The 24,283-nt window shown below is 71.7% G+C and carries 17 protein-coding genes; 13 read left to right on the top strand and 4 right to left on the bottom strand.

From position 1 onward, the window contains the following. The first annotated feature begins 46 nt into the window (after nucleotides 1-46). Nucleotides 47-2,176 carry a fibronectin type III domain-containing protein gene (locus AC507J_RS27965; RefSeq protein WP_496292734.1) on the top strand — a complete coding sequence of 710 codons (2,130 nt, stop codon included), beginning with the start codon at nucleotides 47-49 and terminating at the stop codon, nucleotides 2,174-2,176. Between the two features lie 83 nt (nucleotides 2,177-2,259). On the opposite strand, the gene AC507J_RS27960 is transcribed toward AC507J_RS27965, so the two are convergent. Both AC507J_RS27960 and AC507J_RS27955 read right to left on the bottom strand, forming a co-directional pair. Then, a complete protein-coding gene (locus AC507J_RS27960; RefSeq protein ID WP_496292732.1) occupies nucleotides 2,260-2,892 on the bottom strand; it encodes an HNH endonuclease family protein in 633 nt (210 codons plus the stop codon). A gap of 141 nt (nucleotides 2,893-3,033) precedes the next feature. Further along, nucleotides 3,034-4,365, bottom strand: a complete 1,332-nt coding sequence (locus AC507J_RS27955; RefSeq protein ID WP_496292730.1) for a COG1470 family protein — start codon at nucleotides 4,363-4,365, stop codon at nucleotides 3,034-3,036. Nucleotides 4,366-4,525: 160 nt separating this feature from the next. Here AC507J_RS27955 and AC507J_RS27950 point away from each other — a divergent pair, with 160 nt between their 5' ends. The 7 genes from AC507J_RS27950 (at nucleotide 4,526) to AC507J_RS27920 (ending at nucleotide 16,811) form a co-directional block, all read left to right on the top strand. Continuing rightward, nucleotides 4,526-5,149, top strand: a complete 624-nt coding sequence (locus tag AC507J_RS27950) for a response regulator transcription factor (protein ID WP_496292728.1) — start codon at nucleotides 4,526-4,528, stop codon at nucleotides 5,147-5,149. Between the two features lie 140 nt (nucleotides 5,150-5,289). Beyond that, the gene (locus AC507J_RS27945) at nucleotides 5,290-9,024 is read left to right on the top strand and encodes a VWA domain-containing protein (RefSeq protein WP_496292726.1); all 3,735 of its coding nucleotides are present in this window, start codon (nucleotides 5,290-5,292) and stop codon (nucleotides 9,022-9,024) included. A 4-nt stretch (nucleotides 9,025-9,028) separates the two neighbouring features. Next, complete coding sequence (locus AC507J_RS27940; protein ID WP_496292724.1) at nucleotides 9,029-9,655, top strand: Pvc16 family protein; 627 nt, start codon at nucleotides 9,029-9,031, stop codon at nucleotides 9,653-9,655. Between the two features lie 3 nt (nucleotides 9,656-9,658). After that, nucleotides 9,659-11,770: an AAA family ATPase gene (locus tag AC507J_RS27935; RefSeq protein ID WP_496292722.1), complete on the top strand. Its 2,112-nt coding sequence runs from the start codon at nucleotides 9,659-9,661 to the stop codon at nucleotides 11,768-11,770. Nucleotides 11,771-11,888: 118 nt separating this feature from the next. Continuing rightward, the gene (locus tag AC507J_RS27930; RefSeq protein ID WP_496292720.1) at nucleotides 11,889-12,650 is read left to right on the top strand and encodes an eCIS core domain-containing protein; all 762 of its coding nucleotides are present in this window, start codon (nucleotides 11,889-11,891) and stop codon (nucleotides 12,648-12,650) included. A gap of 272 nt (nucleotides 12,651-12,922) precedes the next feature. After that, a complete protein-coding gene (locus AC507J_RS27925) occupies nucleotides 12,923-16,441 on the top strand; it encodes a phage tail protein (protein WP_496292718.1) in 3,519 nt (1,172 codons plus the stop codon). A 28-nt stretch (nucleotides 16,442-16,469) separates the two neighbouring features. Then, a complete protein-coding gene (locus tag AC507J_RS27920; RefSeq protein ID WP_496292716.1) occupies nucleotides 16,470-16,811 on the top strand; it encodes a hypothetical protein in 342 nt (113 codons plus the stop codon). 121 nt (nucleotides 16,812-16,932) lie between these two features. Here AC507J_RS27920 and AC507J_RS27915 read toward each other — a convergent pair whose 3' ends face one another. Then, nucleotides 16,933-18,138, bottom strand: coding sequence for a hypothetical protein (locus AC507J_RS27915; protein WP_496292714.1), 1,206 nt, complete (start codon nucleotides 18,136-18,138; stop codon nucleotides 16,933-16,935). Next, complete coding sequence (locus AC507J_RS27910) at nucleotides 18,135-18,476, bottom strand: PadR family transcriptional regulator (protein ID WP_496292738.1); 342 nt, start codon at nucleotides 18,474-18,476, stop codon at nucleotides 18,135-18,137. Before AC507J_RS27910 ends, AC507J_RS27915 begins: the two co-directional genes overlap by 4 nt. Before the next feature lie 174 nt (nucleotides 18,477-18,650). On the opposite strand from AC507J_RS27910, the gene AC507J_RS27905 reads away from it, so the two are divergent. From AC507J_RS27905 to AC507J_RS27885, 5 genes are read left to right on the top strand one after another with little or no spacing between them, the layout of a single operon-like run. Beyond that, nucleotides 18,651-20,180: a phage tail sheath family protein gene (locus tag AC507J_RS27905; protein ID WP_496292712.1), complete on the top strand. Its 1,530-nt coding sequence runs from the start codon at nucleotides 18,651-18,653 to the stop codon at nucleotides 20,178-20,180. A gap of 24 nt (nucleotides 20,181-20,204) precedes the next feature. Then, a complete protein-coding gene (locus AC507J_RS27900) occupies nucleotides 20,205-20,648 on the top strand; it encodes a phage tail protein (RefSeq protein WP_189047989.1) in 444 nt (147 codons plus the stop codon). Between the two features lie 4 nt (nucleotides 20,649-20,652). Further along, complete coding sequence (locus AC507J_RS27895; protein WP_496292709.1) at nucleotides 20,653-21,102, top strand: hypothetical protein; 450 nt, start codon at nucleotides 20,653-20,655, stop codon at nucleotides 21,100-21,102. Further along, nucleotides 21,099-21,257 carry a DUF6760 family protein gene (locus AC507J_RS27890; RefSeq protein WP_341716248.1) on the top strand — a complete coding sequence of 53 codons (159 nt, stop codon included), beginning with the start codon at nucleotides 21,099-21,101 and terminating at the stop codon, nucleotides 21,255-21,257. Before AC507J_RS27895 ends, AC507J_RS27890 begins: the two co-directional genes overlap by 4 nt. Nucleotides 21,258-21,261: 4 nt before the next feature. Beyond that, nucleotides 21,262-24,258, top strand: coding sequence for a hypothetical protein (locus AC507J_RS27885; RefSeq protein WP_496292707.1), 2,997 nt, complete (start codon nucleotides 21,262-21,264; stop codon nucleotides 24,256-24,258). Nucleotides 24,259-24,283: the final 25 nt, after the last annotated feature.

Here is a 24,283-nt window from a genome sequence, read left to right as displayed (position 1 = left end):
CACCCGAGCCGCAACGCCGGGGTGCCCCACCCGTCAGGAGAGAGACATGACGGCGAGACGCGAACTCCTGTCGGTGCTGCTGGTCGTCGCCATGGCCGTCGGGCTGGCACCGGTGACCGCCGGTCGGGCCGCACCCGCCGACTCCGAGAAGATCGCCGACCGCGGCTTCGGCGATCTCCGCAACAGCTTCGCGTGGTCCATGGCCTGGTTCAAGGGACGGCTCTACGTCGGCACCGCCCGCAGCCAGGTCTGCGTGGAGAAGGCCACCCTCGACTTCTACTACCCGGACCGGGGCTACTACCGGCCCGAGCCCAACCGTGAGGTGACCTGCCCGGCCGACCGGTACGACCTCGACCTGCGCGCCGAGATCTGGGAGTACACGCCCGGCACCCGGCGGTGGCGGCTGGCCCTGCGCTCACCGGCGGACCTGCCCAACCCGCGTGCACCGGGCAAGTTCGTGGCCCGCGACATCGGCTTCCGCGGCATGCAGGTGCACACCGAGCCCAGCGGCAAACAGGCGCTCTACGTGTTCGGAGTCACCGCGAACGAGTACATCCCCGAACTGGCGACCGTGAGCCCACCCCGCATCCTACGCACCACGGACGGCAGCAGCTTCAAGCCGTTGGCCGGCGGTCCGGGCGTCATCGACACGCCGTTCGGCCAGCAGCGGGCCATGGGGTACCGCGCCCCGGCGGTGTACCAGGGGCGACTCTTCGTGACGGCCACCGGCGGACTCACCGGCGACGGCGTCGTCGTCGAGATCAAGAAGCCGTGGAGCAGGAAGCCACAGTACAAACAGGTCAGCCCGGCCACGCTTAGCGTGTTCGAGATGAAGACGTTCAACGGAAAGATCTATGTCGGGGCGGGCGACGCGAGTGCCGGCTACTCGGTGTGGCGCACGGACGCGGCCGGCCCCTCCCCCACCTTCACCCCGGTGGTGACCGCCGGCGCTGGTCGGGGTACGGCGATCACCTCGGTCGTGTCGATGCAGGTGTTCCAAGACCGCCTCTACGTCGGGGCCAGCGGCTGGTATTCCTCGCTCTTCCCGGCCTCCGAACTGATCCGGATCAACAAGGACGACAGTTGGTCGCTGATCGTGGGTAACGCCCGCAGCACCGGCGACGGTGCCTTCCGGTACCCGCTCAGCGGACTGCCCGACGGCTTCGGCAACGTCTTCAACGCCCACTTCTGGCGGATGCAGCCGCACGGCGGGGCGCTCTATCTCGGCACCAACGACTGGAGCCACACCCTGCGGTGGTTGCCGGTGCTGGCCCGACGGCTGGCCGGGCAGTTCGGCTTCGACGTCTACGGCAGTTGCGACGGGCGGTACTGGTGGACGGCGACCACTAACGCCTTCGGCAACGGCCCGTACCACTACGGTGTCCGCACCATGGCGTCCACGCCGGCCGGTGCCTTCCTCGGCAGCACCAACGATCTGGCCGGCACCGGGGTCTGGCGTGACTCAGCGGGCGCGTCGTGCGCCACGACGTCGAACACCGCCACGACGTCGAACACCGCCACGACGTCGAACACCGCCACGGCGTCCGGGGAGTCGGCTGCCTGGCCACCGGCCGGGCTGACCGCCTCACCCGCCCGCTGCGGCACGGTGCTCAGCTGGGAACGGGCCGCCGCCGGTACGAGCTACACGGTCGAACGCGCCGTCCTGCACCGGGTCACCGGCGTCGGCGTCACACCCCCGCCCCGGTTGCCCAACGGCTTCCGGCCGGCGACCCCGCCAAGCGTCGTCCCGGCCCGATCCGGGCCACCGCTCACGATCCCGGAGTCGTTCGAGGTGGTCGGCGTCTCGACCGGTACCCGCTTCGTCGACCGGAGCGCCGTCGCCGGCACCGCGTACCTCTACCGGCTGGTGCCGCGCGGCTCCGGAGCGCGGCTCGCGGCGACCGCCGGCCTCCTGCCGCAGGCCGAGGCGCCGACACCGACGGTCCTGAGCAGCGGAGTGCTGCGGCTGGTCCAGCGCGAACAGTTGAGCCGGTCGGTGGAGCAGCTGCTGGTCCAGCTGGCGGCGAGCCTCACCGGTGACGCACCGCGCTACGGCGACCTACGGGCGCTCCTCGACGGTCCGGCGCTGCGGCAGGTACGCGACTCGGCCGCCCGCGACGACCTGGCGCACGGCGCGCTGCTGCGGGAGCGACACCAGGCAGCGCAACGCTGTTGAGGGCCGGCGCAACGCCGTTCAGGGCCGGTGCGGCGGCGTGTGAGGCGGGGCGGTGGACGATCGGGTCCACCGCCCCAGCGGCGTCAGCAGGTGTTCAGCATGCTGTTGAGCGCCGACTTCTCGGCACTGTCGACGGAGAGGGCGTAGTACCACTTCACCTGGATCCAGGCCCGGGCGTAGGTGCAGTGGAACGCGGCGCGCGGCGGCTTCCATGCGGCCGGGTCCTTGTCGCCCTTGGCCGAGTTGATGCTGCCGGTGACCGCCCACAGCTCCGGGCCACCGAGGTCGTTGGCGTAGCTCTGCCGCCGGGCCGTGGTCCAGGACCAGGCCCCGGAGCGCCAGGCCTCGGCGAGCGGCACCACGTGGTCGATGGAGATCTCGGCGGGACTGGTACGGGTCACCCCGTCGTACGGGCTGTACCAGGACCCCGAGGTCGGGTAGCAGCTGGCGTCGACCACGACGTTGCTGCCGTCGCGCTTGAGCACCTGCTCCCGGGTGTTGCAGGTGCCGGTGATCGTGATCCAGTGCGGGAACAGGTCACGGTTGTAGCTGGACCGGTGCGACTCGGCGGCGACGGTGAGCGCGTTGAGCCGGCTCACCGCCGTGCTGTGCGACGGGATGTTGGGCGGGGTGGCCTGGGCCGATGTCGGGACCACGAGGACGGAGAGGACGACGGCGGCCACCGTGGCGAGGGCGGCCTTGGGTACGCGAGCCATTTGACGACTCCTTGCTTCCCTGGCCACGGCGGGTGGGGGAGCCCGACTGACGCATGGCAGGGACAACACGGATTGTCGCAGACATTGTGATCTTTGGATCGAATCGTGCGGCAAGGCTCCGTGAACGCCTGCTGAAGGGCGTCAGGGCGCCGGGGTCGCGGTCGGGCTCGGGGCGACTCGGCGGATGTAGCCGTTGAGCAGGGCGAAGTCGCGGCACTGACCGCCACCGCCACCGGCACCGTCCAGCGCGGTGCCCGCCTGCCGGCAGTTGACCCGCAGGCTCACCACCGCCCCGGCCGGGATCTCGATCGGCGAGACCATGTGGTAATCCAGATCGCGGAAGTTCTGCAACGCGACGGTCTGCACCGTCCTCTCGTCGATCACCAGGTCGAGCCGCCCCTCGTCGCCCTGCGGGTTCTGCAGGAAGATGTCGGTCAGCACGAAGACCCGCCGGGACGGCACCGTGTACTGGTCGGTGCGGGTGGCGCGGGCCGGCGCGGTGACCGCGAGCCGCCGGCTGAACGACTCTGCGCCGGGCGGCAGCACGGGCACCCCCACCTCCGGGGTGCGGCTTGGCGTGGGGCTGGGCCTCGGTGGGGCCGACGTGGCACCGGCCGCCGCCACCGCCTGGTCGGCCTTGGCCTGCGCCTCCTGGGCCCGGGAGTCCGCGGCCTGGGCCTGCTGGGCCACCGGCGCGACCTGTTCCTGGGCGACCTCCTCGGCGAGCGACTTCACCGACTGGCGCAGCAGCGCGTACCACAGGCCCGTGGCCAGCAACGCCAGCACCACAAGCGCCGCCACCACCCGGCCGAGGTTCTGCGGGAGAATCGGCTCCTGCACCGTGGCGGCGTCGAGCCGCGCGGGCGGGACGTCGTCGGTGACCACGTCGACCTGGAACGGCAGCGTGACCGGTTGGCCACGCCACAGCAGCTTGCGGGACCGGGCGCGGACCTGGACGAACGCGGCCTCACCCGGGGCGACGACGAGTTCCGCCGGCCGGATCGCGAAGACGAGCCGATTGTTCGGGTCGGTGCCGCTCAGTGCCAGGCCGAGCGGGATGTTTCCGACGTTGGCCACCGACACCTCGTGCCGGCCGGTACGCCGCCCCCGCGAGGTGCGCGGCAGGATCTCCGGCGTGATCGCCGAGAACGGCAGCACCCGCACGGTGCCCTCCGGCACCACCTGCGCGTCCGGGCTCTCGGCCGGGGTGACCCGCACCGCGAACGGCCGTTCCCCGGCCACCACCTGCGCGGAGCGGGGCGGCTGGAAGCGGACGACGGCCGAGCCGGTGTCGCCGGGATAGACCGTGACGAGGGGCGGGTCCACGCTGGTCCAGCCGGCCGGCTCGCCGAGCACCTCGATCGCGTACGACTCGACGATCGATCCGGTGTTGCGGATCTCGAGCCGACAGGTCGACTCGCTGCCCGGGCTGACCTCGACCAGGTCGGCGTCCAGGTAGGCCTCGGTGGTCATGGCGCGACTCTAGGATCGCTCCGGCCGGTTCAAGCAGGCATAGAGGAAGACCTTCGGGCAACGCGGGAGGGCCGTTGAGCCCACGTTGACTGCACGATTGGTGCGCATGGCGATACTCGGCGCGACGTGTCGTTCGACTGTGCGCTGCTTGGGGGAGCCAATGCGACGTCTGCCCGTCCATCTCTACTCCACTGACGTGATCTCACGTGCCGGCGTGGTCAGCCAGCTCCGGCCCCGCCCGGAGGTGTTGCTGCTCGACGAGTCCGAGGCGGACCAGGCGGCCGTCGCGGTGATCGTCAGTGACAGCATCGACGAGCCGGCCCTACGTACGCTGCGCGCGCTGCGCAGCCGGAGCCGGGCCGCCCTGGTGCTGGTGGTGACCCAGGCCGACGACGCCGGCCTGGTGGCCGCCGTGGAGCACGGGGTGGCCGGGATCGTGCGCCGCTCCGAGGCGAGCGCGGAGCGGCTGGTCTCGGTGATCCAGGCCGCCGCGGCCGGTGAGGGCGCGGTGCCACCTGACCTGCTGGGCCGGCTGTTGCAGCAGGTCGGGGCGTTGCAGCGGGAGGTACTCGGGCCACGCGGGCTGACCTTCTCCGGGTTGGCCGAGCGGGAGGTGGAGGTGCTGCGGCTGGTCGCCGATGGCTTCGACACCGCCGAGATCGCCACGAAGCTCTCCTACTCGCAGCGGACGATCAAGAACATCCTGCACGACGTGACGAACCGGCTGCATCTGCGCAACCGCTGCCACGCGGTGGCGTACGCGCTGCGCAACGGCCTGATCTGAGCGCGACCGGCCGTAGCCGGGCCCTGCTGGACGGCGTTGGTCTGCCGACCAGTTGCCCGTTCGGGCAGGCCGCGCTGCCCGCAGACCGGCCCGCACCGGCACCATCCCGCCGGTCGGCGGCGGCCAGGGTGGTGGCACGTGTGTCCACGGGAGGTGTCGTGCGCTGGGGCAGCCGCCGCTGGGGAGTCGTGGTGCTCGGGCTGCTGGCCGGGCCGGTCATGGTCGCGCCCGAGCCGGTCGCACCGACACCGTCGCCCGCGGCGCCGGCACCCGCGGCCGAGGTCGACTATCGGCTCGGCTACACCAGCACCGAACGGCCGACCCTGCTGATCGGCCAGGAAGGCAGCCGTGCCCCACGGCCGCTGCTGACCGAGGCCGAGCGCGGTGACGCCGAGCAGGACGCCGACGCCCGCGCCGGCCGGGTGGTCTGGGTGGGACGCCGGGCCACCGCCGGAGGCGCCGACCTGACCGGTGGCCTCTGGCTCCGCCGGCCCGGGGCGGCGCCGCTGCGGCTGGTCGGCGGCCCCGGCACGGTCGCGCATCCGGCGCTCTCCCCCGACGGGCGGCGGGTCGCCTTCACCAGCGACCGGGCCGGCAACGCCGATATCTGGGTGGTCGGCACCGACGGCACCGGGCTGCGTCGGCTCACCGACCACCCGGCCGAGGACAGCTGGCCGACCTGGTCGCCCGACGGCGCCCGGATCGCGTTCGCCAGCACCCGGGCCGACCTCGCCGGTGACCTCTGGGTCATGTCGGCGACCGGCGGCGCGCAGACCCGACTCACCGACGGCCCCGCTGCGGACGGGCAGCCCGCCTGGTCGCCCGACGGCCGCCGGCTGGCCTTCACCACCACCCGCTTCGCGCCGGCCAGCACTGCCGGCCTGCGCACGGTGGCCACAGTGGCCGCGACCGGCGGCGCGGTGACCCGGGCGGTGCCCGGCCCGGGGGACGCCGCCGAACCGGCCTGGTCGCCCGACGGCACCCGGATCGCCTTCACCGCCACCCGCGCCGACCCCTCCGGCGACGTGCACGTGCTGCGCGACGGGCGGATCATCCCGGTCGCCACCGGCCCGTTGTCGCAGCACCATCCGGTGTGGCGGGGCGACGACCTGATCTGGACCGGCACCGACACCGAGCGCACCAGCGATGTGTGGAGTGCCGACGCCACCGGCGGCGACCGGCGGGATCTCACCGCGCGGCCGGGACGCGACGAGAGCGCTCCGGCGTTCAGCCCGGACGGCACCCGGCTGGCCTACAGCGCCGAGCAGCCCGACGGCGGCGCCCGCATCGTCGTCGCCGACGCCACCGGCGCCGACCCGCAGGTGCTGGCGCCACCGGGCACCACCGGCCTGGACCACGACACCGATCCGACCTGGGCGCCGGACGGCACGGCGATCGCCTTCACCCGCCACTCGTCGGACCAGCGCCGCCCGTCGCGGATCCTCGCCGTCTCGGTCACCGACGGGCGGCTGCTCACCGAGGTGCCGATGCCGTGGTTCCTGCGCGGTGCCGACGCGCAGCCCTCCTGGTCACCGGATGGGCGGCAGCTGGCCTTCGCCCGGAACTCCTGGGCCCGCGACAGCGAACTCGAATGGCCCGTCGTGGACCGGCCCGCGCTGCCCGGCGCCACGATCGACTTCACCCAGTCGGTGCGTACCCCGCCTATCCCGCCCCGGCCGGACATCGTCTTCCTGGTCGACGACACCGGCTCGATGGCCGAGCCGGGTGAGGGCGGCGCGAGCGTCATCCAGCAGCTGCGGTCCCGGCTGCCCGAGGTGATCGCCGATGTCCGGTCCAGCGAACAGGACTCCCGATTCGGCCTGGCGACCTTCAGCGGACGCGGCGGCAACGGCGAGTACGACCCGCTCATGTACTACCCCCGGCAGGAGGTGACCGCCGACGACGCCCTCATCAACCGGGCCGTGGCGGGCCTGACCGCGCAGAGCGGATTCGGCACGGAGAACTGGTTCTACGCGCTACGGCAGCTGGCCCGCAACGACCGGATCGGCTTCCGGCCGGACAGCAGCCGGGTGGTGGTGCTGATCAGCGACACCGACAGCGTCGACAAGACGGCTCCGCCGCCCGAGGAGGGCGAGATCAGCGAGGCCAGCCTCATCAACGAGCTGCGGGCCGCCGGGATCGCGTTGATCGGCGTACCCATCGTCGGCGCCGACTTCGAGCACGGGCTCAACTTCGACGGGGCGGCCGGTCGGATCGCCACCGCCACCGGAGGCCGGCTCACCGCCGACAGCTCCCCCGACGGCCTGATCGAGGCGGTGCAGCGCGCCATCCGTGGCCTCACCGTCACCGTCGACCCGGAAGTCACCTACTGCGACGACGGTCTCTCGGTCACCTTCGACCCCGACCCGGCCCAGGTGGAGGCCGGCACCCGGGCCCGGATCCGGGAGATCATCACCGTCGCGCCCGACGCGGTCCCCGGGTCGGTGCTGCGCTGCACGATCAATTTCGACCTCGACCCGCCGCAGCCCAACCGGGACGCCGTACAGGACCTGATCGTCCGCGTCGCCCAGCCCGGCGCGCCATTCGTCCGCATCGACGACGTACGCGTGCCGCCCACCGGGCCGGACGGCGCGCGGGTGAACTACCAGGCGTCGGCGGTGGATGCGGTCGGCCGGCCGCTACCGGTGCGCTGCCAGCCGCCGCCGAACTCGATCTTCCCGATCGGGCAGACCGTGGTGACCTGCACGGCCACCGACCGCGACGGCCGGAGCTGGTCCGATCCCGGTCTGATCATCGTGACCGACCCGGCGGCTCAGGGCAGCCGGATCTGGCTGGCTCGCCTCGACGGCGACCTGGCCGGCACGGTGACCGTCACCGACCAGTTGGACCTCAGCGCCCGGGTCGGTCCGGCCTGCCCGAGCCGCTCCGCCGACCGCGCGCCGGCCTGGTCACCCGACGGCGGCGGCATCGCGTACGCCGACAGCTCCGGTGACCTCTGCGTGGTGCGGCCCGACGGCAGTGACGCCCGGCACCCGCTCGTTCCGGGCGACCGCGCCGGGCGTACGGTGGCGGACCCGGCCTGGTCGCCCGACGGTCGGCGGATCGCGGTGGCGCTGAGCCGCGCCCCGGCAGCGGAGCCGCCGACGGCCGGCGTCTCGGACATCGTGGTGCTGCCCAGCGGCGGCGGCCCGGCGACCATGGTGATCCCGCAGGTGGGCCGCGAGCCGGCGTTCCAGCGTCTGCCCGTGCCCGATCTGAGCCTGACCGTCTCGGTGAACGCCCAACCCGGTTACCTCGGCGGCGACCCGAGCACGGTCACCTTCACCGTGCGCAACGCCACCGCCCTACCGGCCGAAAACGTCTGGCTGGACATCACCCCGCCCGCGCCGCTGCTGCCGCTGGTCAGCACCGACGCCCGCTGCGACGTCGGCCGGCGACTCTGTCGGCTCGGCACTCTCGGCCCCGGCGCCCAGCAGGTGATCAGGGTGGTGCTGGTCCCACGCGCCGCAGTGGCCGCCCCGGTCGTGGGCCGGCTCACCGCGACCGTACGACAGGTGCCGGCGACGCGTACCGCGCAGGCCCCGGTGCGGGTACTGGCCCCGGCGGTACGCGTCGACCCGGCCATCGGTCCGCCCGGCTTCGTGACCGCGGCAATCGGCACCGACTTCCCGCCCGGGGCCCGGGTGCGGTTGAGCTGGTCACCGGGGATCACCACCACTCCGGACACGGTGGTCGTCGGCGCGGACGGCAGCTTCCGCACCCAACTCCTGGTGCTGCGCAAGGACACCCTCGGTCCCCGCGAGCTGACCGCCGAGCGGTCCGCCGGTCGCACCTTCGCGCCGGTACGCGCACCCGAGCCGTTCCTGGTGGTGCCGCGCGGGCTCGCTCCGCCGCTGTTCGCCGGTCGGGGGTGAGGCGGTGATCCACGAGATCGACGACGCGCTGCGCCGGCTGGTGCGCGACGAGGCGCTGCCCGGATCCGGCGTGGACATCGTGCTGGAGGCACCGACGAAGGAGTGGGCGGCCCGCCGTAACGCCCCCACCGTGAACCTCTACCTCTACGACATTCGCGAGGATCTGCGCCGCCGCTCCCGGGGGCTGATCAACGAGTACGACGAGCGGGGTCAGGTGAGCCGCCGGGTCATGCCGCCCCGCTACATCAAGCTCTCGTACCTGGTCACCGCCTGGACGCAGCGGCCGGAGGACGAACACCGCCTGCTCTCCTCGCTGCTGCTCTGCTTCCTGCGCTTCGACGCCGTACCGGCGGCGGTGCTGACCGGCTCGGTGGCCACGATCGGCATGCCGGTGCCGATGACGGTCGCGCTGCCACCGCCGGAGGACCGGGCCTTCGCCGACGTCTGGACCGCGCTCGGTGGCGAGTTGAAACCCTCGCTCGATGTCGTGGTCAGCACACCTGTGGAGAGCGGTCGCGAGATGCCGGTCGGGCCGCCCGCCTACGACGGCGTGGTCGCCGAGGTCGCCGACACCACCGACGACGGCCGGGCCGACCGGGTCGGGCACCGCCCGGCCCGGTCGGGAGGTTGACGCGTGGCCGACGAGACGCGACCGCTGCTGCATCGTCTTCAGCGCCTGGAACTGGCGGTACGCGCGGCTGTGGCGCGTCGGCGGGAGAGCGACCCGCAGCCGGACGACCCGTTCCGCGGGCTCTACCTCTCCGACGAGGCGGTCGACGCGGCCCTGGCCACCGCCCGCGAGCCCTTCGACCCGTGGCCTTCCGGCCCGGTCGGCTCCGGACCGGAAAGCGGCGGCCCGACAGAAACCGGAACGGAAGGCGGCGGCCCGGCAACCGGCGGACCGACAGACAGCGGACCGGAAGGCGGCCGGCCTGGGACCGGCGACCGGTTGGCGGCGCTGGCCCGCGCGGCCGGGCTGACCCCGCTGGACGAGGCGCTGCTGCTGGTGGCGCTCGCCCCCGACGTGGACAGCCGGTTCGAGCAGTTCTACGGCTACCTCAACGACGATGTGACCCGCCGCCGCCCCTCGATCGGCCTGGCGTTGCGGCTCTGCGGGCTACCCGAGGCCGCCGCGTCGGCCCGGCTGCGGCTGGCCACCGGTGCGCCACTTATCGACCTGGCGCTGCTGCGGGTGGACTCCCCCGACCGGCCGCTGCTCAGCCGCGGGCTCTGGGTGCCGGACCGGGTCGGTGGGTGGCTGCTCGGTGCGGACGCGCCCGAGCCGCTGCTGGTGGGGCTCGCCGCACCGGTCACCCCGTCCGGTCCGCCGCCGGTCGAGGCGGCACCGCTGGGGCGGGCGCTGGACCGGGCCGGTGCTCGCCTGGCGTACCTGCGGGAACGTCCCGGCGGCAGCGCGACAGCGCTGGCGGTGGCCGCGCTCGACGGCGCCGGGCGGGCCGCCCTCGCGGTCGACCTGCCCCGGCTGGCGGCCGATCCGCAGCCGGCGGAGCTGGCCACCGCGCTGGTCCGGGAGGCGTTGCTCACCGGGGCGGGGCTTGTCGTCGGGCCGGTGCAGGGTGACGAGCCGTGGGCGGTCTGGGCCCGGCTGACCGCCGGCGAGGTGCCGGTGCTGGCGTACGGCACGCAACCGTGGGATCCGGCCTGGACGGTCCAGGCGCCGTTGCAGGTGGAGGTCGCCCCGCTGACCGCCGAGGAACGGGCCGCGGTGTGGCGGTCGGCCCTGCCCGACGGGCTCGCCGCCGGGCTCGACCCGGCCGCCGCCACCGCCCAGTTCGTGCTCGGCGCGCCGGCGATCCATCGGGCCGCCTCGGTGGCCGTGCAGCTCGCCACGGCCGCCGGTGAGCCGGTCGACGAGGCGCACCTGCGGGCGGGTGCGCGTACCCAGAACGCCGCCGGCCTGGAGCGGTTGGCCCGACGGATCCCGCCGGAGGTCGGCTGGGCGGACCTGGTGCTGCCGACCCCGACGCTGTCGCTGCTGCACGAGCTGGCCGGTCGGGCCCGGCACCGGGACCGGGTGCTGCGGCAGTGGCGGATGCGCCCCGGTGGCGGGCGCGGGCACGGGGTGACCGCCCTTTTCGCCGGCGACTCGGGCACCGGAAAGACCATGTCCGCCGAGGTGGTCGCCGGCAGCCTGGGGCTGGACCTGTACACGGTCAACCTCGCCACGGTGGTTGACAAGTACGTCGGAGAGACCGAGAAGAACCTGGAACGGATCTTCGGCGAGGCGGCCGGTGTGAACGGGGTGCTGCTCTTCGACGAGGCGGACGCGATCTTCGGTAAGCGCTCGGAGGTCCGCGACGCCCACGACCGGTACGCCAACATCGAGAGCGCGTACCTGCTGCAACGGATGGAGACCTTCGACGGGCTGGCGGTGCTGGCCACGAACCTGCGGGCCAACCTGGACGAGGCGTTCACCAGGCGGCTGGACGTGGTGGTGGACTTCCCGGTGCCCGACGAGGCGGCCCGGCGGGCGTTGTGGGACCGCTGCCTCGGCGACCGGGTGCCCCGCGCGGCCGACGTGGACCTGGACTTCCTGGCCGACGCGTTCGAGCTGGCCGGCGGGCACATCCGTTCCGCCGCGGTGACCGCCGGCTATCTGGCCGCCGGGGCGGGCCGCCCGGTCGGCATGGCGGAGCTGATCGGCGCGGTCGGCCGCGAGTACCGCAAGCTCGGCCGGCTGACCCTGGAAAGCGAGTTCGGCCCCTACCTCGGCCTTGCCGGCTGACCAACAGCTGGTGCCCCTTCGGGCAGCGGTTGTTGCCCTTCCTGCGGCGCCGACCGACCCGGTGGGAGACCCCGGTCAGGGGGCACGGTCGAGGTGAGCCTGGCGGCAGGGGGTAACCATGCGCGGACACCGCGAGTTCGATTCGGAAGCGGCCGTACGCCCGGCCGGTGACCGTCCGACCGGCGCCGACCGGGACACCGAGTCCCTGACGTACGCCGCGGCGAGCGCCGGCCGCCCCGACGTGCTCGGCGCGTCCGGGCTGCTCGGCCTGCAACGGGCGGTGGGTAACCGGGCGGTCGGCGAGCTGGTCGAGCCGGATTCCTCGCCCGTGCACGACGTGGTCAACTCCGGTGGTGGGAGCCCGCTCGCCCCGGAGGTGCGGGCGGACATGGAGTCCCGCTTCGGCGGGCAGGACTTCTCCGACGTCCGGGTGCACACCGACGGTGCCGCGCACGAGTCGGCGAAGTCGGTGAACGCGCAGGCGTACACCGTCGGGTCGAACATCGTCTTCCAGCGCGACAGCTACGACCCGTCCTCGGCGGGCGGTCAGCACATGCTCGCCCACGAGCTGACCCACGTGGTGCAGCAGCGCAGCGGGCCGGTCGACGGCACCGACCACGGCGGTGGGGTGAAGGTCAGCGACCCGTCGGACCGCTTCGAGCGGGAGGCCGTCGCCAACGCCGACCGGTTGATGTCCACTCCGGCGGCACCGGCCCAGGCGGCACCGGCGGCACCGGTGCAGCGGTCGGCCGAGCACGCCAGGCACGACCACCCGGTGGCGCAGCGCGAAGAGGAGATGTCCGAGGAGGACGAGTCGGCGCAGACGTACGTGCAGCGGCAGGAGGCCGGCGAGGAGGAAGAGGAAGCCCCCGCCGCCTGAGCCTCGACGGATGGGCAATGCCCGATCGGGCAACCTTCGTGGCACTTCCGAGAGGCTGCCCGGTCGGTGACCAGTGACTCCGGGTGTCGGAGGCTCGTTTTCACGGGGAACTGAGTGGCGTTGCCCGGCCCGGGAGGTGCAGCGTGAAGGCGCCGGCCGAGGAACGAGGGGCGCAACGCCCAGCGGTGCGCCCGGCCACTCCGCCACCGACCCGGCCCGCCGACGACCTGGAGTCGACGGCTGCGGCAGAGCGTCGGAGCGACAGTCGCCCGTTGAGCCCCGCCGTCGCCCAGCGGTTACAGGCGGCGGCCGGCAATCGCGCGGTGTCCGCCCTGGTGGCGCGACGCAAGGCCGCCGCACCGACCGCACGTCGACCGCCCGCCACCGCCCGACCGGCGTCCGGCGGCGCACCCGCGCAGACCGGTTCCACACCATCGTCCACCTCGGCAACGACTCAGCTGACCCCGGCGTCCAGCACCGACGGTGCAGCTGTCGAGCCGTCGCTCCACGTACCGGTGCAACGCCTGGCTGCTGGCGCGGACGCCGCGACCGGACAGCGGCCAGGGCCCAACGCGGACCCGAAGTTCGCGGCGCTGAAGGCGGACGTGCGGGGCAAGCAGAAACTGCTCGCCGCGCACCCACCGGCGAAGGCGGAGGCGGCCAAGGCGCAGGGCGCGGCGCGCCCGCCGCAGGACGACAAGGAGGCGCAGGGCAAGGCGGCCAATGCGGAGAAGATGAACGCCGCGAAGCCGGGCGAGTTCGACAAGGCGGCGTTTGTCCGGGCGGTGAACGAGGCGATCGCCGCCCAGGCCCCGAAGAATCTCGACGAGGCCGACAAGTTCGGCGACTCGGGCAAGGCCGACGCGGTCAAGGGGCAGGTGCAGGGCCAGGTCACCGACGGCAAGAAGGCGTCGGCGAACGCGATCGAGACCACCACGAAGGCGCCACCGGACACGGCGGCGGCTAAGGAGAAGCCGGTCACGCCGCTGGTGGCGGAGAAACCACCCGGCACCCCGGGCACCCCGGATCCGGCAAAGGCCGTACCGGACAAGGCGCCGCCTGCGGCGACCGACTTCTCGGACGGGCCGAAGCAGGTCGACCAGCAGATGGCCGACGCGCAGGTGACCGAGGAGCAGTTGGCGAAGTCCAACGAGCCGGAGTTCACCGGGGCGTTGAAGGAGAAGAACGCCGCCGAGAAGCACGCGGCCACCGCCCCGGGTCAGGTGCGGGCGGCAGAGGCGAAGACCCTGGCCGGGGCGAAGGCGGCGGCCGGGCAGGCGGGCGCGGCGGCGATGACCGCGCTGACGGCGGATCGTAAACAGGCCGGTGCGCAGGTCGGGGCGGGCAAGGAACAGGCCAAGTCCGCCGACGAGGTCAAGCGGGCGAAGGTCACCGCGATCCTCCAGAAGGTCTTCGACGCGACCAAGAAGGATGTCGAGGACATCCTCTCCGGGCTGGACAAGAAGGTCGACGACCAGTTCACCAAGGGTGAGAAGGCAGCCCGGGACGCGTTCACCGCCGAGCACAAGCGGCGGATGGACGAGTACAAGGACAAGCGGTACTCGGGCATCGTCGGCAAGGGCCGGTGGATCAAGGACAAGTTCGCCGGGCTGCCCGAGGAGGCCAACCAGATCTTCGTGACGGCCCGCAAGGGCTACGTCGACCGGATGCAGCAGGTCATCTCGTCGGTGGCCGACACCATCGGCACCGAGCTGACCCGGGCCAAGCAGCGCATCGCCACCGGCCGAAACGAGCTTCAGGCCGAGGTAAAGAAGCTCCCCGCCGACCTCCAGGCGCTTGGTCGCGAGGCCGCCGCCGACTTCGCCGGCAAGTTCGACGAGCTGACCGAGTCGGTCAACAACAAGGGCACCGAACTGGTCAACACCTTGGCGACCAGGTACAACGAGGCGCTGGCCTCGGTGGACGAGGAGATCGCCGCCGAGAAGGAGAAGAACAAGGGCCTGGTGGCGAAGGCCGTGGACGCCGTCGCCGGGGCCATCAAGACCATCCTGCAACTCAAGGACATGCTGCTCGGCGTCCTGGCCAAGGCCGCGAGCGCGGTCGCGGCGATCATCAAGGATCCGATCGGTTTCCTCGGCAACCTCGTCTCCGCCGTCGGTGCCGGGTTGAAGGCGTTCATCGCCAACATCGGCGAGCACCTCAAGAAGGGTCTGGTCGGCTGGCTCACCGGTGCCATGGCCGGTGCCGGCCTGGAACTGCCGGCCAAGTTCGATCTGCGCGGCATCGTGATGATGATCGGCTCACTGTTGGGACTGACCTGGGCGTCCATCCGAGGGCTGATCATCAAGCGCGGTGTGCCCGAGCAGGCCATGGGCGCGGTCGAGAAGTCCGTGCCCATCGTGCAGAAGGTGCAGTCGCAGGGCCTCGGCGGCATCTGGGAGGAGATCAAGGAGAAGGTCGGCGACCTCAAGGCCAACCTCTTCTCCAAGATCAGCGAGTACCTGATCCCGACCGTCCTGATGGCCGGCATCACCTGGATCCTAAGCCTGCTCAACCCCGCGTCGGCGTTCATTCGCGCGGCCAAGATGATCATCGACTTCGTCACGTTCATCATCACCCAGGGCGCCCAGATCATCGAGTTCGTCAACTCCGTCCTCGACGCCATCATCGCCATCGCCGGCGGCGGCTCCGGCGGCGTACCGGCGCTGATCGAGAAGGCCCTGGCCCGGTCGGTACCGGTGCTGATCGGGGTGCTCGCGGCGGTGCTCGGCGTCGGCGGCATCGCCAGCAAGGTCAAGAGCTTCTTCGCCGCCCTCGGCAAGCCCGTGATGAAGGCTGTGGGCTGGGTCGCCGACAAGATCGCCGCGATCGGCCGGAGAATCTGGGCAGGCATAAAGAACCGCGCCAAGAAGGGCAAGAAAGAAGGCAGGCAAGAACAGAGTCCCCCCACCACACCAGACAGCAAAGACGGAAACGCTGCACGACCGACCGTACGTGTGCCTTTCCAGATGGCTGGCGAGCCACACACTCTCACCCTCAAACCGCAGCCCAAAGACGTTGCGGTCACCATGGCGTCCGGGGCAGAGCTGCCCCTGACGAAGAAGTTCCAACAGGCACACACCAGCATTGACAATTTCAAGTATTACATGTCCTCCATAAAGGACGACACAGTCAAAGAACTTTACGAGATGGAGCTCGCCCCGAGGATCGAGGCGTTCCAGGCGCCAGCAGTCGAAAGATTCAAGGCGATTTATGACGCCTTCTTCCCCAAAGGAACCCCCGCAACCCCGCTGGGCAGGACTGGACAACAACAAGCAGCAGGCAAGGTGCGTCCGCTGGTCGCAGAAGCTGAGAAACTACTTGAAGAAATTAAGAAGTGGGGCAACGATCTCGGCATCGAAGACCTGAGCACGAGCAAGATCGAGGAAACTATACGCGTGAAGGGAAACGAGATCTGGCGTAAGGCCCATGCACAGAAGAAGGCCGAGATCGACGCCATCCTCGCCGCGCACTCTTACGAAGGCATGCCGATCGAGTACCGAGGAAGCGCCAAGACGGGTTGGCGTGGCGAGCACAAGGGAAAGACCCACTTCAACCCCAGCGACTTCGACGTGGACATGTACGTGGTGCACCCGGCGAAGTTCGAAGAGATCGTCAAGCTGCAACCATCACGCGAGACCAATGGTAAGATTTTCCCAGCTGTTGACTCGCAGACGCGAAGCCTGCTCTCACTCTCCCGAACAATAGCCAACAAACTAGCCGCAGCCTTCCCCAACAACACTCACATCAGGGAATCAATAATCGTCCTTCGCAAAAATCCTCCACGGTAGGACGCGGACCACCGCCTAGGAGTGGCGCATGAAGCTCGCAGTTCCACGCTTCGCCGTTCGCTGCCACAAGCAGATCGAGCTTGCCGACATGGGACGGAGAGTATCGCAGGCACTTGGCTGCGAGCTTCATCGAGGAGATTTTCGAGAGGTCCCTGCAATGACAGGGAAGCTGGTCGGCATGACGATCGGCCTTTACGAATGGAGCGACACCACCGGCAGCATATTCCGATTTGAGGGAGACGTAACCGACTACGCCTACCTCGACTATCTGGACAGCACGCAGATGGAAATCGAAACGTTCGACATCAGTCAAATAATTCGCGACGCACTCATCGTCTCCAGCAGTTTCGACTGGCGCATATCAGATTGACGAGCACCTGTTGCCCGGCCCTCGGGTGACGCTGCGCGGGCCCAGCCAGCGATGACACTCAGCCGGCCGACCTGGTGCCCTGAGCGGGCGCGCGAGCGCTCAGGGCACCGCAGGGAGGCCGTCATCCAGGCGCGGAGCTGACCGGCCGGCGCCTGACCAGGTAGATCCGCCACCCGATCGCCAGGAACAGGACGGCGACGAACAGGCCGTAGTAGCCCCACCCGCTGCACGCGGAGATCACCGCTAGGCCGAACATGGCGAGCACCGTCAGCCAGCCACCGAAGGTGAGAGCAGACCTTCGGACCGCCTGCCGCGGGATGGCGTCGCCGGGTCGGCGACACCGCGCGAGGACGACTGCCGCGACGACGGTGGCGAGGATCGCCGGGGCGGACAGGAGGAGACCTTCGTCGCCGAGGACGAGCCACGACCAGATCGGCCCCTCGTGGACGGCGAATCCCTGATCGACAATGGCGAGGTAGTCCCGCATCACGTGGATGATCAGGAAAATGGAGTTGCTGGCGGCCAGGTACGCCAACAGGGCGAGGAGACTGCTGGCCGCCGCGTTGTGCTCGGTTCGGCGGCTCGCCCAGCCGGTGAAGAACCAGCCGAGCACCATGCCGAGCATCCCACCGGCCGCGAACCCGACCGGCAGCGCGGCCGACTCGACCCGGCGTACCGATACCTCGAACCAACCGCCCTCGGCCGGTTCCTCGGAGTGGTAGGAATTGGTGAAGGTCAACACCCAGCCGTCCTTCACCGCGGTCAGGGTCTCTCCGGTACGCAGATGCGAGTGGCCGGCGTAGTCGGTCGGGCCGAGCCGCCAGCCGGCAGCGGTCAACCGCTCGGCCACCTCGGCGTCGTACCCGCGCAGATCGGGTATCGGGGTGACATGGTCGACCTGGTAACGGACCTGGCCGAACTGCGCCTCGCTGTTGCCGTTGACGAAGACCTGGTCATGACGTTCCAGCGGTGGAACCACGACGCCCGGCGTGACCAGCTCGGCGATGCCGGCCATCTCCGTCGCGGTGGGCAACGCCCGGTCGGTCTCGCCGATGAGGCGGGCGGCGAGCGACGCGGCCACGAAACCGCTGAGAATCGCGACGACGACGGCGACGGCCACCACCGCCCGGCTGCCCGGTCGTCCCAGCCGGGCGCGCGGTGCGTGACGGAGCACGTCGAAGACCTCACGGGCGGTCGGTTGGTGGCGTCCCGTGTCCTCGGCGACCATGAGCATCGTGTCGAGCAGTTCGGCCCGACGGTGCCCCGGTGGATAGGCCCGGACGAGGAGACGGTGGCACCGGTAGGAGGTGGACCTGATCGCGCTCATCCGAAGGTCACCGTGGCGGGCCCGGCGGGCGGGTGCAGGGCGTCCAGCAACCGGGTCGCGGCTTGCACGTTGCGGCTCAATCGTTGCGTCTCCGCGGTCAACGCGGCGGCGCCGTCGCTGGTGAGCCGGTAGTAGCGGCGCAGCCGCCCGTCGACTGCCTCTTCCCGGTCGACCTCCACCAGGCCCTCGGCGGCCAGCCGGTCCAGCGCGGCGTAGAGCGTCGCGGCCAGCAGTCGCGTTTCACCGCCGGAAAGCTTCGTGACCTGCTGAATCACCCCGTAGCCGTGCCGGGGTTGATCAACCAGGGCGGTCAGGATCCAGAACGTCGGTTCTCTCATTGGACGTGCCACGCGGCTGAATATACAAATGATTTGACTATCACGCCAGCGGGGCGGTGCAGCACCTGCCTGAAAGGACATCGATCTCTTCCCTGGTGGGCGTCCCGTCGGACGTTCGACCGCAACGACACACGCGGGACGCTGGCCTTGATCCCCGAAGGACGAGGAGGCGTGATGCCCAACTACCTGGCGCCGGGTGTGTACGTCGAGGAGGTGGAGTCCGGCTCCCGCCCGATCGAAGGCGTCGGCACGGCGGTCGCCGCGTTCGTCGGCTTCGCCGCGCAGGGGCCGTTCAACACCCCCACGCTGGTGACCAACTGGAGCCAGTACTCGCAGATCTTCGGTGAGTTCGCCCCGGACTGCTACCTGGGCCACGCCGTCTACGGGTACTTCATGCAGGGCGGCGGGGCCGCGTACATCGTGCGGGTCGGCGGTGACCGGGCCGAGGAGGCGTTGCCGGCGGCGTCCGCGCCGAGCGCCGTGCTCGGCACGTACAAGGTGGTCGGCCGGGCCCTGCCCGAGGGAACCCCGGAGGATGTCAGCGTCGAGGTCGCCGACCCGCCGGAGGGTGCCGGCGAGGACCGGTTCAACCTGGTGGTCAAGCGCGGCGGCCAGGTGGTCGAGACGTTCGAGTCGGTGACCACCAAGCGCGGCAAGGACAACGTGGTGAACGTGGTCCGCGAACGCTCCAAGCTGATCACCATCGAGGAGGCGGCGCCGACCGGGCAGCTGGCCCGGCCCAGCGGCGGCGAGGTGGCCCTGATCGGCCCCGGCCCGACCTCGGCGCCGGAGAGTGTCTCGGCGGACGAGTACGTGGGCGACGCGGCGGAGCGTACCGGCTTCGGCGGCCTGGAGGCGGTCGACGAGGTGACCATGGTCGCGGTGCCCGACCTGATGGGGGCCTACCAGCGCGGCGCGATCGACCTGGAGTCGGTGAAGACGGTCCAGTCGGCGATGATCGCCCACTGTGAGCTGATGGGTGACCGGATGGCCATCCTGGACCCGCCGCCCGCGTTGAGCCCGCAGCAGGTCAAGGAGTGGCGCACCGACCAGGCCGGCTACGACTCGAAGTACGCCGCGCTCTACTACCCCTGGATCAAGGTGTTCGACCCGCTGACCGGCACCAACCGGTTCATGCCGCCGTCGGGTCACCTGGCCGGGGTGTGGGCGCGCAACGACGGGTCGCGCGGCGTGCACAAGGCACCCGCCAACGAGGTGATCCGGGGCGCGGTGGCGCTGGAGACCCAGTTGACCCGTACGGAGCAGGAACTGCTCAACCCGCTGGGCGTCAACTGCATCCGTGCCTTCCCCGGCCGGGGCATCCTCGTCTGGGGCGCCCGGACCCTCTCCTCCGACCCGGCCTGGCGCTACCTGAACGTGCGGCGGCTCTTCAACTACCTGGAGGAGTCGATCCTCAACGGCACCCAGTGGGTGGTCTTCGAGCCCAACGACGACATGCTCTGGGCCCGGATCCGGCGCACGGTGAGCGCCTTCCTGGTCAACGAGTGGCGGCGCGGCGCGCTCTTCGGTCTCACCCCTGACGAGGCGTTCTTCGTCAAGTGCGACCGGGAGACCAACCCCGCCGAGAGCATCGACGCCGGCCAGGTGGTCTGCCAGATCGGTGTCGCACCCGTCAAGCCCGCCGAATTCGTGATCTTCCAGCTGGCGCAGATGTCCGGTGGCACCAGCCTGGTCAACGAGTAATCCCCGTAGCGTCAGGAGGCAGTCGTGCCGCTCCCCGATTTCGACTCCGCCGTCGGCCACTCCTTCGGGCTGGAGGTGGACAGCATCGTCATCCGTCAGATCACCGAGGTCACCGGCCTCAAGATGGAGCAGGACGTCATCGAGTACAAGTCGAACACCGCCGACGGCAAGTTCGCCGTCCGTAAGGCGCCCGGCGCGCCGAAGGCGGGCGAGGTGACGTTGACCCGAGGTCTGACGGCGGACAACAGCTTCGAATCGTGGATCAAGGATTGCCGGTTCGGCAAGATGGGCCAGGCCCGCAAGGGTGGCGCCATCATCGTCTTCGACTACGAGGGCATCCCGATCAAGCGATACAAGCTGACAAACGCCTGGCCGAAGAGCCTGGAGATCAGCTCGCTCAAGGCCGGCGACACGAGCGTACTCACCGAGAAGCTCGTGGTGACGTACGAGGCGATGGAGGTCGAGTAGCCCCATGCGCCGTACGTCATCCCTGGTCCCGCCGCCCGGCACCGAGGCGGCCGAACCGCCCGCTGTGGCGCCGCGGCGCGAGACGCTGCGCACGGAGTTCCCGTTCGAGCTGCCCCGCGGCTACGTCGACGGCTCCGGCACGGTGCACCGGGACGGGGTGATGCGGCTGGCGACCGCCCGGGACGAGCTGGTGCCACTGCGCGACGACCGGGTACGCGAGAACCCGGCCTACCTGACCGTGGTGCTGCTCAGCCGGGTGATCACCCGGATCGGCACGGTGGTGGACATCCATCCCGGGGTGGTGGAGGACCTCTTCGCCTCCGACCTGGCCTTCCTTCAGGACATGTACCGGCGGATCAACAGCGAAGGGCACACCCGCGCCAGCGTGGTCTGCCCGGAGTGCCAGCACCGTTTCGCAGTCGAACTCGCCGGCGGCCGCCTGGGGGAATCGTGACGTACGCGGCCGACCGCATCTACTCCGAGGTCGCGTACGTCGCCTACCACTTCCACTGGTCACTGGACGAGATCCTCGACCTCGAACACGGCGAACGGCTGCGCTACGTGGCCGAGATCGCGAACATCAACAATCGCATCAGTCAGGGACGGTGAGCCGATGTGGCGGTGGCCGTGGCGCTCGCAGCGGACCGTGCAGCGGTCCACCGCGCAGGACGCCACGCCCGACACCGCCTCGACCGGTGACCGCGCGGCAACGACGGCCGACGACCGGGCCGCCGACCCGGCGACCGGCGACCGCCCGGCAGACACGGCGACCGGCGTCGCCTCGGCAGAGACGGCGACCGGCGACCGCCCGGCCGAGACGGCGACCGATGTCGCGCCGTACCGGCGCAACGAGCCGCCCGCCTGGCAGGGCCTGCCGCCGATCCAACGGATCACCCCCGACGAGCCACGGTTGAACCTGCCCGACACGTTCACCGGCACGCTGGCGTCCTGGCGCGATCCGTCGTACCTGGCACCCCTCGGGCACCTCGTCTCCGGCACCGAACCGGCAGGCGTGCTGCACGGCACCGCCGAGCCGGTGGCCGCGCCGACGGAACCGAGGCCGGTCGGGCAGCCCGCCGCCCACGACTCGGTGCCGATGCCGCTCGCCACGCCGGCCGCGCCGACGCCGCGCCGTACGGCGTCCCTGCAACGATCGGTGCTCGGCTCCGGAGGCGCCGATCCCGCGACGGCCGCCCCGTACTCGTCCGGGTCGGCCGCCTCGCACAGTTCCGGCCCGGCCGCCTTCCCCAGCCCGGTGACGCACGGACCCAGCCCGGTGACGCACGGACCCAGCCCGGTCCCGAGCCACGAACCCGGCCCGGTGACGAGCGGCCCCGGCCCGACCGCGAGCCGCGAACCGGTCGCGAGCCATCAGCCGGGCGCGGCCAGCGCGTCCGACCCGGGGCCGGGCACGCCGCACGCGCTGCGGTTGCCACCGGCTGCGCTGCCCGGGCCGGCGTCGGAGTTGCCGCTGGCGACGCCGCCGCGGCCGGTACCGCTGGAGCCGGTGTCGGTCAGCCGGCTGCTGACCGCGCCGCCCCCACCCGTGGAGCTGCATTTGCCCACGGTCAATCAGCCGACCACTGTGGCGCAGCGCACCGTCGAACCGCCCACCGTCGAACCGGCCGATGTCGAGCCACCAGACGGCGGCGGACAGTCCGGCGCACCCGAGGTACCCACGCTGGGCCGCGAGCCCGTTGATCCGGTGCTTCCCGCAGGGGGTGCATCCGCCGTCGACGATCCGGGCCGGGCAGCGTCGGCGGACGCTACCGGAGAATCGGGAGCGTCCGGCCGGCCGCGGCTCGACCTGCCCGTGCAGCGGAGTACGCCGGAGGTGCCGCGACCGCCCCGCCGGCTCGGTCTCGGCGAGCCCATCGTCTCTCCGCTGCTCCCGCCGCGCGACGCCACGTCGCCAGCCGCCCCGGTGCAGCGCGTGCCGGCCGGTGACAGCGCATCCCCACCCCCGCTGGTCCACCGACCGGTAGCCGCCGACCAACCGACCACCGGCCCGAGCTTCCCCGACCAACCGGGCAACAGCCCGAGCAGCGCCGACCAACCGGCCACCCAGCCGAGCACCGACACCGGCCAGCTGGACGGCAACGACCGGGGCGTGACCGGGAGCGGCGCGAGCACCGGCGACCAGGCGGGACTGATCGGGGAGACGGTCGTCTCGCGCCTCGCCGCCGATGCCGACTCCGGCCCCTCCCCGGCAGATGTCGGCCCCGACGCCGGCACCGGCGACGGTTCCCCGACGCCGGTCGGTGACCTGCCGGTCGTCGGCGCACCGGCAGGCCGGAGCGCGCCGGACGGCGGTCCGCCCTCGGGCGCGGGTGGGTCGCCGACCACCGTGCAGACGTACGTGCCACCGGACGGCGAGACACAGGTGGCTCCCCTGCTCGGCCAACCGTCCGTGGCGACGCCACCCAGCGACGGGGAGCCGGCACCGCCCCGGGCCGCCCCGCCGGGACCGGCCAGCGCATCCGGCCGGGCAACGGATCCCGGCGTCGCCCGGAGCGGCGGGGGTGCCGATCTGCCGGTGGTGTCCCGGCTGGCCACGTCGGCCGCCACAAACGATTCCCCGGTACGGCCGGCCGGCAGGCACGCGAGTATCGCACCGGCCGGCAGCGCCACACGGGAGGCACCTGCCACACTCGACGGCGGTGCCGCCACCACCGGGACGGACGCACCGACCGGCGGCATCGAGTCTTTCGGCTTCGGGTCCGGCACTGCCGGTCTGGTCGGTGGCTACGGTGCACCGCCGGAGCAGCCGGACGGTTCGAGTGGGCAACCCGACGTCGTACCGGTGCCTCTGCCCATCGTGGTGGCCCGGCTGGTCGGCGACCGCCCGATCCGGTCGCTGACCGGGGAGTTGCCCCAGCCGGCCGCGCCCGCCGGGCCGAGCGTGCAACGGGTGAGCTGGCAGCAGCACGAGGCGCGGGCGGACGCCGTCCCGCTCGGTGCCCCCGGGCCGGAGCACTCCCAGCCGCGCACCGAGGCACAACCGCCGACCACCACGGGCGGCTCGACACTGCCGGCCGCCTCGGGTGCGTCGACGTCGGGCGGAGCCGGCGGCGGCACGCCGGTCCAGCGCTGGGTGGGTGCGCCACCCGGCTCGCCGCCCCCTTCCCTCCGGTCCGGCTCGGGCGGCGGCAACACCCCGGTCACCGGCGGCAACACCCCCGGTCTCACCAGCTATGGCGGCGGTGGCGGCCCGATGACGTTCTTCACCAGCACCGGCAGCGACGGTGCCCCGATGACGTACCTCGTCAGCTCCGGCGCGGGCGGCACTGCGGCGGCGTACTCCGATGGGCCGGTCGGGTCGTTGCCCGTGCAGCGGGCCGAGTCCACGACCGTGCCGACGGAGGACCTGCCCCCGGCGGAGTTGTCCAGCCCGCCCCCGCCCGACCTGCCCTCGCCGTCGGCGACAGTGGCGGCACCGCCGCCCGGTGACGCGACGGCGGCCGGGCAGCCGGCCACGCCGGGCGCACCCGGCGCCGGGTTGGAGCCCGAGGAACTGCTGAAGAAGCTGTACGACCCGCTGCTGCGCCGGTTGAAGACCGAGCTGCGCCTCGACCGGGAACGGCACGGGGTGCTCGGCGGACCCGGCTGACCGCACCACCGCGCCGCGAACCAGC

This window comes from Micromonospora sp. PRAS1, assembly GCF_059553435.1.
The sequence above is the reverse complement of the archived record's forward strand: the minus strand, read 5'-3'. Positions and strand labels throughout refer to the sequence as shown.

Bases quoted from the DNA above. Each gene is read 5' to 3' on its own strand.
- AC507J_RS27920 (WP_496292716.1), top strand. From the start codon at position 16,470: ATGAAGCTCGCAGTTCCACGCTTCGCCGTTCGCTGCCACAAGCAGATC.
- AC507J_RS27965 (WP_496292734.1), top strand. From the start codon at position 47: ATGACGGCGAGACGCGAACTCCTGTCGGTGCTGCTGGTCGTCGCCATG.
- AC507J_RS27955 (WP_496292730.1), bottom strand. From the start codon at position 4,365: ATGACCACCGAGGCCTACCTGGACGCCGACCTGGTCGAGGTCAGCCCG.
- AC507J_RS27895 (WP_496292709.1), top strand. From the start codon at position 20,653: ATGCGCCGTACGTCATCCCTGGTCCCGCCGCCCGGCACCGAGGCGGCC.
- AC507J_RS27905 (WP_496292712.1), top strand. From the start codon at position 18,651: ATGCCCAACTACCTGGCGCCGGGTGTGTACGTCGAGGAGGTGGAGTCC.
- AC507J_RS27915 (WP_496292714.1), bottom strand. From the start codon at position 18,138: ATGAGCGCGATCAGGTCCACCTCCTACCGGTGCCACCGTCTCCTCGTC.
- AC507J_RS27960 (WP_496292732.1), bottom strand. From the start codon at position 2,892: ATGGCTCGCGTACCCAAGGCCGCCCTCGCCACGGTGGCCGCCGTCGTC.
- AC507J_RS27930 (WP_496292720.1), top strand. From the start codon at position 11,889: ATGCGCGGACACCGCGAGTTCGATTCGGAAGCGGCCGTACGCCCGGCC.
- AC507J_RS27885 (WP_496292707.1), top strand. From the start codon at position 21,262: ATGTGGCGGTGGCCGTGGCGCTCGCAGCGGACCGTGCAGCGGTCCACC.
- AC507J_RS27910 (WP_496292738.1), bottom strand. From the start codon at position 18,476: ATGAGAGAACCGACGTTCTGGATCCTGACCGCCCTGGTTGATCAACCC.
- AC507J_RS27950 (WP_496292728.1), top strand. From the start codon at position 4,526: ATGCGACGTCTGCCCGTCCATCTCTACTCCACTGACGTGATCTCACGT.